The following is a 14,027-nucleotide window of genomic DNA, read 5'->3' as shown; positions in this document are numbered from 1 at the left end:
GAACGACGTTCCGTTTCAACCATTACGCGGCCGAAATATCTATAGGCCGAGCGCACATGCTCGACGGCCAGCGCAACCGATTTATAGAGGCGCGGACCCTTCCCGAGGTAATCGAATACAATTAGCCATTCGTCTTCGCGCCAAGAGACGCAGACGAACGTCGTCCAAGTGCCGTCCAAATCCTCCAGCAGACGAACGCCCTTCACGATCCCGTCGCAAGGCCGCATCGATGTAAGCTGGCGCTCCCGTATCGACGGGTGCTGCGTAGTCACTGACATAGCCGAAGGGACGCGATCATTCGTCGTCGTCCGGCATAGCGCCTTCAGCACGCAACGCTTTGAAGATCAGGAGGCGTGCGGCTTCAGCTCGCGAACCGGCGCGGGTGCGTTGCTTCCACGCATCCAGGAGCTTCATGTCAGATGGCGTCATATGCACCCGCACTTGCTCTGTTTTCTTCTCCCAAACCATAGCTTGGGATACGAGCCACACCCGGCACGCGCGAGAGGTTGACGACGGGTATCGTTTGGACGCTCTTACAACAAAGTTGCTTAATATTTGGGGATGGCATAGCGACTGGATTCATGGAGTCGTCTGAACCCTTTGCGCTGGACCCTATCCCGCCCTCGCTACGTGAGGAACGGGCGCAGGAAAAGCGCAAGATTCAAAGGGAACACGTCGCCAAGCACCGTGAGGAAGCAAAGAAGCAGGGGTTAGTCAGCCTGAATGTCTTTGTGCCGAAAGCCCTCGTTAAATGCCTTGATCAGGTACGGCATCAAGAAGGCGTGCGGAGTAGGGCCGAAGCCTTGCAGATCGCGATCACCGGCCTTGTTGACCCCCGCCGCGACCTTACGCGGCTGCTCGTGACGGACGAGACACTTTCAGCAATCGACAAGGTGCGCGAGGCCAACAACTTGACCAAGCGCGCCGATGCGATCGAGCTGGTGCTACGCACCGCGCTCGGCAATCCGAGTTTCAAACAGGAGCTTGGGCTGTGACCACATAAAGAGAAGCCCGGCACAAGGCCGGGCATCCCAAGGTTTTATGGAGCGGCGTCGCCAAACGTCGATCCGGGGGGTCGAACTACTCTCCCTTCATATAGCCCGGAATGAACTTCGGTTCAAGGATGCGCGCTTTGCGCCACGCCCCCTCTTTGCCCCGGTCCCAGCCCCAACAGGGGACGGAAGATGGAAGCATTGTCATTTGGCACAGCCGCGATTGCCGCGATCGGTAGCTGGCGGTCGGCGCGCAAGCCTAAGCGATCAGGCGCACCGCATCGCACGGGCGCGCCAGTCAGACGCGGTAGCGTTGAGGAAGGCACCTTTGAGGACTCGTTTTTCGCGGCCCCGGCTAAGGGCGAAACCGACGCGACCATGAAGGCGGCGAAGGCGCTATGGACGCATCGAGCAGCTATCCGGGCGACGATCGCGCGCGAGGCGCGCGAACCCTCCCGGATCGAGCGGGCAATCCTCAAGCTGAACGCAAACACCATCCTGCTATTTGAAAAGCTCCTAGAGCTGGCGCGGCTACAGGCCGGGCGCGTTTTCCCGACCTACGAATGGATGATGAACAAGACGAGCCTTAGCCGGGCGACCGTCGCGCGGTGCTTGGACATTCTGGAGGCGATAGGTTTCCTTGCCCGTAAGCGCCGATTTAAGCGCGTTGAGGTCGAAGGCGTAGGGCCAAGGTACAAGCAAACGTCGAACGCTTACCGGACGATGCTGCCGGCGCGCGTGATAGCCTATCTGCCGCGCTGGTTGCGGCCGGCTCCCGTCCCCGTCGATCAGGAACGGCACCAAGCGAGGGACGCAGCGGAGACGCAAGCGATGCTCAAAACCCTTTCCCGCGCTGACTTCGCCAAGGCCACGATGAGCGGGGAAATGGGTAAGGCTTTCGAGAAATGGGGCGCGTCGATCGATAAGACCGACAGCGAGTCTCACGACCAGACGCAACCGCTCTCACATTCTGATTCTCTAAGTGCAAATGGAGTTGGCCTAGTCGGCCAACGCGCTAACGCCTGACGGCGCGGCATGTTGATAGGCACCAATCAACCAGAACCGGCGGACTTGTTTCACGACCGGGAGTGTCGGCTACGCCGCCACGATGCTCCACAGTGGAGCAAGCGGCTTTGGCAGCTCCTATTTGCTTGCCTTCGTCATGTGGAAACGATTCAATCGGTCGCGAAGGCGACGAGAACGGGCCGCTATGCTTGAATGTCTGATAATCGGCGACAGCATCGCGCAAGGTGCCGCAGCCGCATTGCGCGCCGCGTTGTTCGATCGATGCGCGATCGTCGCCGAGCAGGGGATATCGTCTAGCCGGGTGGCGCGGATCATCCCGGCCGAAGCGTTCAACACCGCCGCGATATCGGCAGGATCGAACGACGCCGACAGCCCAGCCCTTCCCGATCGGCTCGCCCAGCTCCGCGCCGGAGTGAGCGCCCGCTATGTCCTATGGATTATGCCCTATCATCGACGGGCCGCGCAGATCGTCCGCGCTACAGCCGCGCGATATGGGGATAACGTCATCGACCTGGCCGAGCTTCCGACGCGCGATCACTTGCACCCGGCGAGCTATCAGGGGCTAGGCGTCGCGCTCGCACGCGGAGGCTACGCCGGACAACCGCGCTACAGCAGCGCGAGCGCCCGAGCTGCACCGAACCCAGCCAGCGCGGCCAACCCCAGCCCGAACGTATTCAGGCGATAGCCGATCGTCCGCCAGCGGTCGCGGCGATCGGCGAGCTGATCGCGCAGAGCAACGACCATCCGGCGATCGTCGTCAGCTTCCAACATGCGATCGAACATCGCGGTTAGGCCCTTCGTCAGATCGACCCGGCGCACGTCCGGCAACAGCTCTTCCGGATACTGTTTGAGCGCATCGACCGTCATCGGCTTGGACGGGAATTGATCGCACCAGCCATTCGCCGGGCGATCCCAGCTCAAACCGAACCGACCATAGAACCGCGCGAGGCGATCGAACTCCGCAGCACCGGCCGGACGCACGATGGTAATCGGGGCCAGATCGGCACCGGGGAAGGTGCGTTGCGCCCATGCGGTAACAACGTTGAACACCAGCGTTCCAATCCCCAGCCCCCGCAATCGAGCGTGAATGACCTCGACCAGCCCCGGCGTAATCGTGACCCCGGAAGCATTGGCTTTAGCTTCACCGATCATCACCTGGCGCGGATAGGGATCGCGTTCCGTCAGATCGAGCGCCAGCACGTCGAGACGGCGTTTCCCATCTTCCACAACCTCCCGCGTGCCGATCGCGATCATGCAGCCGAAGGGCTGCGTTCCTACCTCGAATAAGGACCAGCTAAAGGTTTTGTGCCGCTCCACTGGCGACGGGAACAGCGCGGCAATCTCCGGGGGTATCAACATCGATCAGTCTCCTACCGGCTGGAAAGTTCGTCCGGACGAACTTTTTCCGCCTCGGATCATACGATATCAAAAAATATCGCACAATATGCAAATATCTTATTGCATATCGGATGATATCGTTTAATATCGTGAGTGGAAGGACGGCCTTCCCGCCGATTTGCAGCGGCGATCACCAACCGGAGACAGACCCATGAACGCCAAGCTCGCCACCCGCTTCGCTCGCAACGCCCGCCAGATCAGCGGCACCGAAGCACTCGACAACGACACGCTTCGCGCCCTCGTCCCGTCGATCTTCGCAGAAGAAGCGCACGACAGCCGTTCGCAGCGTTATGTGTATGTCCCGACGATCGAGCTGGTCGACGGCCTTCGCAAGGAAGGTTGGGCACCGTTTTTCGCGGCACAGTCCAAGCCGCGCGATATCAGCCGCATGGCACACACGAAGCACATGCTTCGCCTTCGTCGCACCGATGATATCCGCAAGGCCGAGGCCGCAGAGGTCATCATCGTGAACAGCCACGACGGCACGAGCGCCTATCAGATGTTCGCCGGGATGCTCCGTTTCGTTTGCACCAACGGCATGATTTGCGGCGATCAGTTCCAAGAGGTCCGCGTTCAGCACAAGGGCAACATTCAGGACGAAATCATCGAAGGCGCGTACACGATCGCGAAGGACTTCCCGCGCATCATCGACCAGACCGAGGCGATGAAGGGAACCACCCTCACCGGTGCCGAGCAGCGCCTATTCGGAGAGGCCGCGTTGATCGCGCGCTATGGCGACGACGAAAGCCCGCTCCGCCCGGATCAGGTCATCGCCCCGCGCCGTTCGGCCGATGTTGGCGGCAGCGTCTGGAACACGTTCAACGTCATTCAGGAAAACGTCATCCGGGGCGGCTTGCACGGGTCGAAGCGGAACGAGGAAGGCCGCATCCGTCGCAGCACGACGCGGCCGATCAACGGCATCGACCAGAACGTCAGCCTTAACCGGGCGATGTGGACACTGGCGGAGGGGATGCAGCGCCTAAAGGCCGCAGCCTAAGCCAAGGTGGGGGGACGGCATTGCAGCGCCGCCCCCCCGGTTTTGCCGACACACGGAGACAGACCCCACAGCCGACGCGCGCCCTCTAGCAGGGCCGCGCCGAGCCGTCACGGAGACAGACCCATGACGACCGCACCCCGCACCCGTTGGCGTCACCTGGCTACAGCCCGCGCCGTTGTCTCTTTCGTCAACTGGCTGGACGCCGACACCTATCCCCCGTGCCGCGTTTGCATGGCGCACGAGCTGCGCCGCGCCGCCGGCATCCGTAACCGGAGGTTCGCACGATGAAGAGGTTTTCGCAGCTTAGCTCGATGATCCAAGTGGGGATCGGGTTAGCAATATTCGAGACGATCGGAATCCTGATCGCAGCGGGCAACGCCTTTGTATTCACCCGCGATCCAGAGCTGATTAAGTCGGGATTGATAATTCTAGCGACCACTATCGCGATGACCTTTTTCGCGTGGCTTTGGCCTCTTCCGATCATCGAACGGACGATAGATGACGCATGATCCGATGACCGGCCGGCCCCAGCCCCAGCCGATGCAGAAATCAACAATTTCGCATCAATTCGAGAATGGCACTTTTCCGCGCCCTTCCGTGATGCACAATTCTGATGCAGAAAGAGAGCATGATTTTGGGCTATGCGCGCGTCTCGACAGGCGGACAGGATTTGACCCAGCAAACGGAGGCGCTTCGCGCCGCCGGGTGTCAGAAGATCATTCGCGAGACGGGCAGCGCGGGTGCCAACGCACCGCGGCCGAGGCTACGTCAGGCGTTGAAGTCGCTCGATCCCGGCGACGTGCTGGTGGTGACGGCGATCGACCGGCTGGCACGCGACACGCGCGACCTGTTGAATATCCTTCACGAGGTCAAACTATCGGAAGCCGCCTTCCGATCGATCGCGGAGCCGTTGGTGGATACGTCAACCGAGCTGGCGGAGGTTGTGATTGCCGTTCTAGGAATCGCGGCCAAATGGGAGCGCGGCCGGATCATCGCGCGGACGACCGCCGGCAGGGTTCAGGCGAAGGCCGATGGCGTGAAGTTCGGCCGCAAGCCGACCTTAACCCCCCATCAAATGCGCGAGGCGACGCTACGCGTCGCCAACGGCGAGACGCAGCGGGCCGTCGCGCGAACCTACAACGTGAGCCAAGCCACGATATCGAGGCTTCTCGCGGGCAGGACGGAAACCGAGCAATGAGCCGCTATGAGTATGACGGGAACGGCGCACGCCTCGCGATCGGTTGGGATGCACCGCTTGCGACGTTCTATCTCACCGTCTGGATAGATGCCTTGCAGGACGGTTCGGACGAAGACCCGCCCCAGCTTTGGCTAGGCGCGTCCTATGCCGAGGTCACACACCCGAGCGCGCTTGTCACGATCGCGCGCCGTCACGTCCCGACGATCCCGGCCGACCTGGCGCAAACCTTGATGGTCGATCAGTTGAAGGCCCCTGCCCGGCCGCTTGCGGCTGGAGCTACGACGCTGGAGCGCCTTTTGAACACGTTGACGGGACAACCGCCCGTCAACCCGACAGCGCACTAGCTCGAATGTTCGGAGAAACCCTCTTGCTTCGCCAGCGCGTCAACGGCGCGCTCCATCGCCGTCACAAGCGACCATCCCTTTTCGTCTTTCAGACGGTGCAGCAGTTCGTGCTTATCGGACGCAATGCGGGCGTAAACCGGCTGTTTCGGTCCATCGCTAGGGCGACCCCGCCCCTTCCCCTGTTCGTCCATGATATTCGGAAACCTCTTGTGCCGGTTGGTAGGGGCTATCTTAGGCTATTTAACGATATCGTGCTAGGGTGGCGTCATCGGATGACGTAAGCGATCCCGCAGCACAACGGAGGGACGGCCATGAGCGTAATTCTCGACTACATTCGCGCCTTTGGTGAATTGATCGGATACGCCTTCATTGCCGCGCTGGTCCTCTACGGCCTGTTCGTTCGCGGATCGACGCCCTTCGGGCGCAATCACGGATCGCGAGGCAGCAGGAGCGGCCCCTACCGTGACGATCGATCATCCCAAGAACTTTACGAACGCAATCTCCGGAGCGGTCCGGACAACCATTGAACCGGCATAGCCGGTGGAGGCTTGAGCCATGCAGACGATCGTTATCAACAATCAGAAAGGTGGCGTCGGGAAGACGCTTCTAGCCGTGCATATTGCGTGGTTCCTTGCCGAGCTGCGCGCGAGCGTCCTGTTCATCGATCTGGACGGACAGGGCAATTCCAGCACCGTCCTTAAGGACGAGCGGCGCGGCGGTTACGCCGCCGATCTATTCGAGACGGGGAAGCTAGATCCTCTCACCCCGGAACCGGGAATCACGATCCTTGCCAGCGACGGGCGGCTTGATGCCGTCGAGCGGCCGGGCGCGGAAATCATGATCCCGCAGTTCGCCAAGATCGCAGAAGGGTTCGACTATTGCGTGGTTGATACCCCGCCCGCTTGGGGCTGGCGTAACTTCGCGGCGATGGCCGTTTGCGACCATCTTCTAGCCCCGGTCGAGTTGAAGGATTTTGCAATCAGCGGCGTGGGGCAGCTCATACAGTCGATGAAGCAAGTTCAGCAGATGGGCCGAGGCGGTCGAGCGATCAATTTCCTTGGCTTGCTCGCTTCGCGGTTCAACAGCCATTCCCGGCGCGAGAAGGAGAACCTTCAAACCCTACTCAATGAGTTCGGCGAGAAGATGATGTTTCCCGGCGTCATCACCACCCGCGACGGATACGAACAGGCAATGTCCGACGCGGTGCCGGTCTGGAAAATTAAGACTTCCGGCGCGACCGTGGCGGGGGCTGAAATCCGCAAGGTACTCGCGACCGTGCGCGAGCGGATCACGCCACCCACGACGCCCCAGGCCGAAGCGGGGGCCGTATAATGTCCAAGTTCGGAAACCTACTAGGTGACGCCGCTTTCGCGCTCGATGCAGGGGCTAACGCCCTTGCGGTGACGAAAATCCCGTTGGCGCGGATCAAGCCCGATCCGAAAAACCCCCGTAAGACGTTCGATCAAGCCCAGCTCGACGAGCTGGCGGAGTCGATCAAGCAACGTGGCCTGTTGCAGCCGATCACCGTCCGCGCCGAACCCGGCGGGACGACGTTCGTCATTCGCTACGGCGAGCGCCGTTACCGCGCGTCCGGGATTGCCGGGCTGACTGAAATCGACGCGATCGTCACCGAGAGCAAAGCCAGCGAGAACGACATTCTCGATCAGGTTATAGAGAACGATCAGCGCGCTAATCTCACGACGGCCGAAATGGGCGAGGCTATCGCTAACGCGCTAGCCGAGGGTCAAAAGGCAGCGGACATCGCGAGGAAACTCGGACGGCCAAAATCGGTAATCGCCGAATATGCGGCGCTACAGGAAATGCCGCCGTTCCTTCGCGCCTTGGGAGGGACAACGGCAATCCGAACGATCTACGAGCTTTATCAGGGGTGGAAGGCCGACCCTGCCAAGGTCGAGACGTTCGTTTCGGAGAGTGACGGAACAGGTATCCGGCGAGCCGCAGCACGCGAGCTTGTCAGGGGTGCCGATGCAGCTCCGGTTCGGACCGCCCCGGCAGCGCCGGCAACCGATCCAAACGAACCGCCTTTGCCGCTAGGTGGCGACGAGAAAAGTTCGTCCGGACGAACTTTTGAAGGTTCGGAGGCTGCACCTGGCGCACCGGCTGAAACCGGGAAAGACGCGGAAAATCCGGCAGGACCGGCAGCACAGGCAGCGGCACCAGCACCGGCACCAGCACCGGCACCAGCACCGGCACAAACAGCGCCAGCAACAGCGCCAGCGCCAACAGCAGCGGCAAAGCCAGCAGCAGCAGCACCAGCAGCGCCGACAAAGCCAGCAGCAGCACCGATCGCGGACAAGGCGGGTATCGCGGTTTTGATTGATGGACGCCCGGCAAGACTTATTCTCCCGGAAACTGTTGAAGTCGTTTTTGACGATAATGGTTCAACAGAGTTCGTCAATTCAGGTGCCGTTCGTGGGAAGGATGCACGATGATGAAAAGATTTTTCGAGCTTAGTTCGTTCAGGCAAATGGCGATTTGCTTCATAGCGTTAACAGCGATCGTTCTCTTGATCCTTGCCGGCAACGTCTATTTCAACAATGGCGATCCGAAGTTGTTAAAGACGCTCGCGATATCGTTTGTCATATTTGACGGTATTTTGCTTTACGGTTTCCTTTTCCCAAGTTCAGGCGGGATCGGACAGACGGAGGATTGAGTGAAGGGGTTAGGGCTGCATCCCTTCGGGACCGCGCTCTATCTCCGCGCCAAGTGGCGCTCCGACCAAGCCCGCGAAGAGCGGTCTTGGCCCTACGGGTTACGATCGACTTGCAGGAAGATGATCGGGCCAAGAGGCCCGAGCGTAGTTTGAAAGAAGAGGGGGAAAGGACGCCCGGCGCCCTCTCCCCCGCAACGACAATCTAGGGGGCCGAGGCTCAGTCGCTACGCTCCCTGCGCCCGCACCACCCCCCTAGATTCTCGCTGCCCCCCTCTCCCCGATAGATTCCACGATGAAGGAGTTTGAGGGGGCCTTTCCCCCGAACCGAACCGGAGGGATCGAAAATGCGCTGGATCATCATCACCGACCACATCGACGACGGCAACGCGGTCAATTTCGGCCAGTTCGACGACGAATCGCGGCACTATCAGAATGAAAGCAAGGTAGCGGATACGCTCGCGACGATGGCGACCGAGTTCCAGCTTTTGGACGATGACGGCGTGGTCTATTTTGAAGGCCGGACCCGGTTCATCAACCAAAGCGCCGACCTCGCATTCGCGCCGCTCGATTGGGCCGAAGCCTACGGATGCACCGAGCTACGTTATCGCCCCGTCCGTTCGGATGAACCTTGGAAAACTCTCTGACCCTTCACGGGCCGGGGATGACCCGGCCCGCCTTTTCCAAGGATGCCGATATGACCACCACAACCACGAATCGCGACGAGCTGGGCGAACAGATCATCGCCGCCGGGTTTGCACCGAACGATTTCATTCTGGACCTAAACAGCGGTTTGACCGTGCCGAGCGGGTTCCCCCTGCCCGCCCCGTGGAACCTACCGTCCCGCCTGTTCCGCTTTCCGATCGAGGTATGCAAAGCCCACGGCGATCAGCCCCGCACGATCGGCCTACGTCATCCCGACCTAGCCGCGCATCCATTCGTGCAGCACGTCGAGGCCGCGCTAGGGTTGAAGCTGGACCCGAACGGCGCACCCAACGAACACGGCGTCAGCACTTGCCATTCGTACCGATGGTTTCACGCGGTTGACCTAGTGACGGCGGGCGAGTGGCGGGCGTTGCTGGATACGTCGGACTTCACGACGACCAGTTGCATATTCAACGCGATCGATTTTGGGCTTCGCTATTCCGATCACAGCGACAACGGCAAACGTCACGGCCACCTATCCACGATCGACGCCCGTACCATCATGGACGAGCTAGGAGCGTGCGAACCGACCGATCGCGCATCGACGATCCGGGAGTTCGCGAAACCAATGTCAGTCAATCCGGAAGGCAAGAAGGGTGGCGAGCATTGGCCGATCAATGGCTTGTGCAGCAGTCCCGAGGATCAGGCGTGGGCGTTCATTTTTGGGATCGAAGACGGTTGGTTTGAATACGATCGGGCCGGGTTCCTGCAATGGTCGACGAAGGGCCGGGACAGGTACAGCGCCGGGGATGGACCGACCTACGTTGAGGCCAAGACCGGACAGGCGGCTTTTGCGTTCTAGGCTGGAGAGGGTGACGGCGCGGGAGGGGGGAAGGCCGCGCCGTCGAGAATGAGAACGGGCGAGGGGGGAACATGATCCGGGCGGCGCGAAAATGCCCCCGTGACGATCGGCGCGTTGCTTGATCGTCACGGGGGCATTTTCGCGCGAGCCGGGCGATGCCCGGCGATAGACCGAGAGAAGAGGCAGGGGATGGGGAGGCGATCGGACAAAAGGCGATCGTTGGGAAAGTTCGTCCGGACGAACACTTTTTACTCATGTGGTTTGATGGCAGGATAGGCTTACAGCCGGTTTTTGTCTGACACCGCCCGATGGTTGGTGTATTACCTCGCCAATGACGAGGTTCACGATCCGATTGCCCGACGACCTGGCGCGCCAGTTCGACACGATCGCGGAAGGCGGCGGCGGGCGATCGGCCGTGCTGCGCGAGATGATCGAGCGGGTTTGTGCCGCAGAGGGTGTCATGCTTCCGCCGTTGCCGATCACCGACAAGCCGCCCGACCGGATCGAGATCCGATTACCGAAAGAGGATGGCGCGGAGCTGCAAAGGGTCGCGAGCGAACGACGGTTGAAGCGCACGGAATGGATCGTTGCACTGGTCCAAAGCCGGTTGCGCGCCGCGCCCGTCCCGCCGCTTGACCAGCTAAACGAGCTGATCGACATTCGCCGCGAGCTTCGCTTCATCGGCAAGAACGTCAATCAGGCGGTGAAGGCACTTCACGCGGCCAACATGGAGGAAAGCCGGTTGGAGCTACCACGGGAAGCGGCGCGGGTGGCGTCGATGAAAGAGGCGATCGACCAGCAGATAGCGGCGATCGGCGACGCGCTTCGCGGCGATCTAAAATATTGGCAGACCGACGATGAGTGAGGGGCCGAAGATCGAGTTTCTCGACACCACCTGGCACCCGCCGGCAGGGGGCAAGTCGACCGGTTCAAAGGGGAAGCTGAACTTAGGCACCGGCAGTAAGGCCGGAAGAGCCGGGGGCGGGGGCGGCAGCGTAGCAGCGTCAGCGCGGGCCAAGCTCCAGCGCGTGACGGGCAAAGCGCCCGAGGTCATGGTGAAGGTTTCCGGCCGACAGCGCGGGGGCGGACATACCGCCGCGCACCTTGAATATATCGGCCGTCATGGAAAGCTGGAGGTCGAAACCCACGACGGCGAGAAGATCGAAAGCGTGCTGGAGCTTCGCGAGCTGGCGAAGGAATGGGAGAGCGACGAAGCCGCCAGTAGGCGGCGCGAGCCGCTTACGTCCGTTTCCCTCGTGCTTTCAATGCCGCCCGGCACCGATCCCGATACCGTCTATCGAGCCGCCCGAGCGTTTGCACAAACCGAGTTTGAGCGGTTCCCGTATGCGATGGCCCTACATACCGACGCCGATCATCCGCACGTCCATTTGACGGTCGCAGCCCGAGGCGAGGGAGGCGAGCGGTTTAATCCCCGGAAGGACGATCTAGCGGGATGGCGAGAGAGCTTCGCGCGCGAGTTGCGGGCGAGGGGGGTTGAGGCCGAGGCGACGCCGCGCCGCGCGCGTGGCGTCATTCAGAAAACGGAACGGACGCCCGTTCGCAAGATCAGGGAGCGTGCGGAGGCTGGAGCGGCCGAGCTGCCCCGCGTCCTGCAATCGAGCCGGGCAGAGGCCGAGGCGATGTTGACGGAGCGCCCAGCCCAGCCCCGGCCGTGGGAGGTGAAGGCGATCGTTCGTCAGTCCGAGGTGCGCGCGTCGTATGAGCGGGCCGCTACCGTTTTGGATGCGAGCGACGACCCCGCCGATCGGAAGCTGGCACAGCAGACGCGCGCGTTCGTCGAATCCATGCCGGGCCTGATGACGCGAGATCGCGAGCTTGCCCGGCAGATGGCCGAATTGAACCGGGGCGGGAATGAGGTTGAGAAGGACCGGGAGGCAGTACCCGCGCCACAGCGCGAGCGACCGACGACACAGCGCGAGCAGCCCGCACCAGCAGCGACCGCACCCGAGCGCCCAGCCCAGCAGCCGGACCGATCGCCAGAACCGCCGAAGACGCGGACCCGTCCCGATCGGAGCCGGTAGGGCGGTGATGATTGCCCCTACCTGGCCTTCGACGAGCGGTGATTATCGGACCCCTTTGCGGTGATTATCGGACCCCCTTTAGGGCGTTCGACTGGTGGTGATGTTTGCCACCCCCTAGCGGTGATGATCGCCCCTACCGGCTATTCGGATCGGTGGTGATAATCGGACCCCCCGGCGGTTTGACGGGTGGTGATAATCGGACCCCCCCAGCCTTTCGACTGGTGGTGATGTTTGCCACCCCCTAGCGGTGATGATTGCCCCTAGCAGATCGCACCGCGCAAAAGTTCGTCCGGACGAACTTTATGCCGCTATCGCTCTTTCCGCCGCGTCGGAAACACCGGGCCGCGCACCGTCATCTTGTCCGGATCAAACGGCTTCTGGAGACGAACAACATCATCGTATGAGCCTCGCAACCACGTATCCACGTCGCCCGGATCGAGGATCGTTATCATCGCCTTGGGGTGGATAGGACTCACCAGCGAATTGGGGTCGCATGTCACCATCGTAAAGCCGTCGCCTTCCGCCGTATGCTGCCAGAACCCGGCGACAGCGAACACCGGCTGACTAGGAACGGCGAACCACATTTCGCCTTTCAGGGGCGGCTTGCCGTCGTCCAGATCATGCTTTTCGGGCGTGAACTCGCAGAACTCGGTCAACGGAACGATGCAGCGGTTTTCCGGTTTCTCCGCCAGCTTGCGCCATTGGGCCAACCCGAGGTTACGCACGTTCGTCATGGGCCAAGGCGCTTTGCCGCCCGTCACGTCCCACGTCATCACGTCCCAAGCCCGTTCGCCATCCTGTTCGCGGACGATATAATTCCGGCTCTTGGGCCGCAGCTCGCGAGGGTTAAACCGGTTGTCGCGCGGGCGTTCGCCAAACAGTTTCGCGGCTGATCCCCATAGGGTTTCGGGTTCGCCAGACATGCGGGCGCGGTTGCACATGATGCGATCCTAGTCGTCTATCGCGTGGTCGCGGATGGCCGTTGCGATTTTGCGTAGCAGCTCCAAAACGCGCGGATCGGTTTCGCCTTCCGCAAAGGCTTCCACGATCCGGGCCGATTCCTCGTAGTCGTCAGGTGGATTTTGCATCCGAAGAGGATGCGGCATTGCGCCACGATCGGCAATCATACTTGAAAGCACGAAGAGGCGGCGAACAGAAAAGCGATCGGTCGCGGCGGACATTGTTCCCTTTCTGTTCCGTTGGGCGTTATATGGCCCGAGAAAGGAGCCACCATAATGTTGCCGTTGATGCAACCGGTCCCGCTCGCCGATGTGCCACCGGGGCTTGTGCCTCGCATCATCGCCGCAGCAGGAGCCGGATTTCCGTCCCCCGCCCAAGACTGGGCGTGCGACTCTATCAATCTAATCGACTTGTTGCGGCTGGACCGAGCCGCGAGCTTCGTTTTCCGGATCGACGGAAGCAGCATGAGGGATGCCGGCATCCAAGATAATGACGTGGTGGTGGTCGATCGCGATACCCGACCGTCAGACGGGCATATCGTGATCGCGATCGTGGACGGCGGGTTCGTGTGTCGCCAGCTCGTATTCCGCGAAGGGGTGCCGCACCTGGAGGCGCGCAACGCGACTATGAGCTACCCCGTGACGATCGCCGACGAGGCCGTTGACGTGTGGGGCGTCGTCAGGTCCGGCGTTCGCGACTACCGGCGATGACGTGGGCGATCGTGGACGTAGCGAACTTCTACGTCTTATACGGTGCTCCACATAATTCGTATTATGCGGCTAACATTATTATACCGGAATTTTTCCGATCGCGGGCCACTGGCCGGAAAATAAGCGATTCCAGTCAATATAAAAATTCCAACATCACGAAAAGATGGGCGCGTATGCGCAGG

Annotated in this window: 18 protein-coding genes; 15 read left to right on the top strand and 3 right to left on the bottom strand. The window is 61.3% G+C overall.

Features of this window, described 5'->3' with window-relative positions; genetic code table 11:
- Nucleotides 1-581: 581 nt before the first annotated feature.
- Complete coding sequence (locus IEX50_RS16700; protein ID WP_157174869.1) at nucleotides 582-995, top strand: hypothetical protein; 414 nt, start codon at nucleotides 582-584, stop codon at nucleotides 993-995.
- A 189-nt stretch (nucleotides 996-1,184) separates the two neighbouring features.
- Entirely contained in the window at nucleotides 1,185-2,018 is an 834-nt protein-coding gene (locus tag IEX50_RS16695) for a helix-turn-helix domain-containing protein (protein WP_157174870.1), read from the top strand.
- A 606-nt stretch (nucleotides 2,019-2,624) separates the two neighbouring features.
- Here IEX50_RS16695 and IEX50_RS16690 read toward each other — a convergent pair.
- Nucleotides 2,625-3,377, bottom strand: coding sequence for a hypothetical protein (locus IEX50_RS16690; protein ID WP_157174871.1), 753 nt, complete (start codon nucleotides 3,375-3,377; stop codon nucleotides 2,625-2,627).
- A 190-nt stretch (nucleotides 3,378-3,567) separates the two neighbouring features.
- Between IEX50_RS16690 and IEX50_RS16685 the strand changes: the two genes are divergently transcribed.
- From IEX50_RS16685 to IEX50_RS16630, 12 genes are all read left to right on the top strand, one after another.
- A complete protein-coding gene (locus IEX50_RS16685) occupies nucleotides 3,568-4,413 on the top strand; it encodes a DUF932 domain-containing protein (protein ID WP_157174872.1) in 846 nt (281 codons plus the stop codon).
- Between the two features lie 284 nt (nucleotides 4,414-4,697).
- Nucleotides 4,698-4,922 carry a hypothetical protein gene (locus tag IEX50_RS16680; protein ID WP_157174873.1) on the top strand — a complete coding sequence of 75 codons (225 nt, stop codon included), beginning with the start codon at nucleotides 4,698-4,700 and terminating at the stop codon, nucleotides 4,920-4,922.
- 104 nt (nucleotides 4,923-5,026) lie between these two features.
- Entirely contained in the window at nucleotides 5,027-5,611 is a 585-nt protein-coding gene (locus IEX50_RS16675; RefSeq protein ID WP_229674149.1) for a recombinase family protein, read from the top strand.
- Nucleotides 5,608-5,955, top strand: coding sequence for a hypothetical protein (locus IEX50_RS16670; protein WP_157174874.1), 348 nt, complete (start codon nucleotides 5,608-5,610; stop codon nucleotides 5,953-5,955). The genes IEX50_RS16675 and IEX50_RS16670 overlap by 4 nt, the downstream gene beginning before the upstream one ends.
- A 311-nt stretch (nucleotides 5,956-6,266) precedes the next feature.
- Entirely contained in the window at nucleotides 6,267-6,482 is a 216-nt protein-coding gene (locus IEX50_RS16665; protein ID WP_157174875.1) for a hypothetical protein, read from the top strand.
- Between the two features lie 28 nt (nucleotides 6,483-6,510).
- On the top strand, nucleotides 6,511-7,287 hold the full coding sequence (locus tag IEX50_RS16660; RefSeq protein ID WP_157174876.1) for a ParA family protein: 777 nt from the start codon (nucleotides 6,511-6,513) through the stop codon (nucleotides 7,285-7,287).
- Nucleotides 7,287-8,408: a ParB/RepB/Spo0J family partition protein gene (locus tag IEX50_RS16655; protein WP_157174877.1), complete on the top strand. Its 1,122-nt coding sequence runs from the start codon at nucleotides 7,287-7,289 to the stop codon at nucleotides 8,406-8,408. Before IEX50_RS16660 ends, IEX50_RS16655 begins: the two co-directional genes overlap by 1 nt.
- Nucleotides 8,408-8,629: a hypothetical protein gene (locus tag IEX50_RS16650; RefSeq protein ID WP_157174878.1), complete on the top strand. Its 222-nt coding sequence runs from the start codon at nucleotides 8,408-8,410 to the stop codon at nucleotides 8,627-8,629. Before IEX50_RS16655 ends, IEX50_RS16650 begins: the two co-directional genes overlap by 1 nt.
- 344 nt (nucleotides 8,630-8,973) lie before the next feature.
- Nucleotides 8,974-9,273 carry a hypothetical protein gene (locus tag IEX50_RS16645; protein ID WP_157174879.1) on the top strand — a complete coding sequence of 100 codons (300 nt, stop codon included), beginning with the start codon at nucleotides 8,974-8,976 and terminating at the stop codon, nucleotides 9,271-9,273.
- A gap of 50 nt (nucleotides 9,274-9,323) precedes the next feature.
- Nucleotides 9,324-10,133 carry a hypothetical protein gene (locus IEX50_RS16640; RefSeq protein ID WP_157174880.1) on the top strand — a complete coding sequence of 270 codons (810 nt, stop codon included), beginning with the start codon at nucleotides 9,324-9,326 and terminating at the stop codon, nucleotides 10,131-10,133.
- A 415-nt stretch (nucleotides 10,134-10,548) separates the two neighbouring features.
- Nucleotides 10,549-10,998: a hypothetical protein gene (locus IEX50_RS16635; RefSeq protein ID WP_229674147.1), complete on the top strand. Its 450-nt coding sequence runs from the start codon at nucleotides 10,549-10,551 to the stop codon at nucleotides 10,996-10,998.
- Nucleotides 10,991-12,175, top strand: a complete 1,185-nt coding sequence (locus IEX50_RS16630; RefSeq protein WP_229674145.1) for a relaxase/mobilization nuclease domain-containing protein — start codon at nucleotides 10,991-10,993, stop codon at nucleotides 12,173-12,175. Before IEX50_RS16635 ends, IEX50_RS16630 begins: the two co-directional genes overlap by 8 nt.
- A gap of 308 nt (nucleotides 12,176-12,483) precedes the next feature.
- Here IEX50_RS16630 and IEX50_RS16625 read toward each other — a convergent pair whose 3' ends face one another.
- Both IEX50_RS16625 and IEX50_RS16620 read right to left on the bottom strand, forming a co-directional pair.
- Nucleotides 12,484-13,116, bottom strand: coding sequence for an SOS response-associated peptidase family protein (locus tag IEX50_RS16625; RefSeq protein ID WP_157174881.1), 633 nt, complete (start codon nucleotides 13,114-13,116; stop codon nucleotides 12,484-12,486).
- Nucleotides 13,117-13,125: 9 nt separating this feature from the next.
- Complete coding sequence (locus IEX50_RS16620) at nucleotides 13,126-13,356, bottom strand: hypothetical protein (protein ID WP_157174882.1); 231 nt, start codon at nucleotides 13,354-13,356, stop codon at nucleotides 13,126-13,128.
- Between the two features lie 51 nt (nucleotides 13,357-13,407).
- On the opposite strand from IEX50_RS16620, the gene IEX50_RS16615 reads away from it, so the two are divergent.
- Nucleotides 13,408-13,845 carry a LexA family protein gene (locus IEX50_RS16615; protein ID WP_157175797.1) on the top strand — a complete coding sequence of 146 codons (438 nt, stop codon included), beginning with the start codon at nucleotides 13,408-13,410 and terminating at the stop codon, nucleotides 13,843-13,845.
- The last annotated feature ends 182 nt before the right edge of the window (nucleotides 13,846-14,027 follow it).

It is taken from the genome of Sphingomonas prati, assembly GCF_014643515.1.
Classification (GTDB): Bacteria; Pseudomonadota; Alphaproteobacteria; order Sphingomonadales; family Sphingomonadaceae; genus Sphingomonas_R; species Sphingomonas_R prati.
This window is presented reverse-complemented; position numbering and strand designations above follow the sequence as displayed.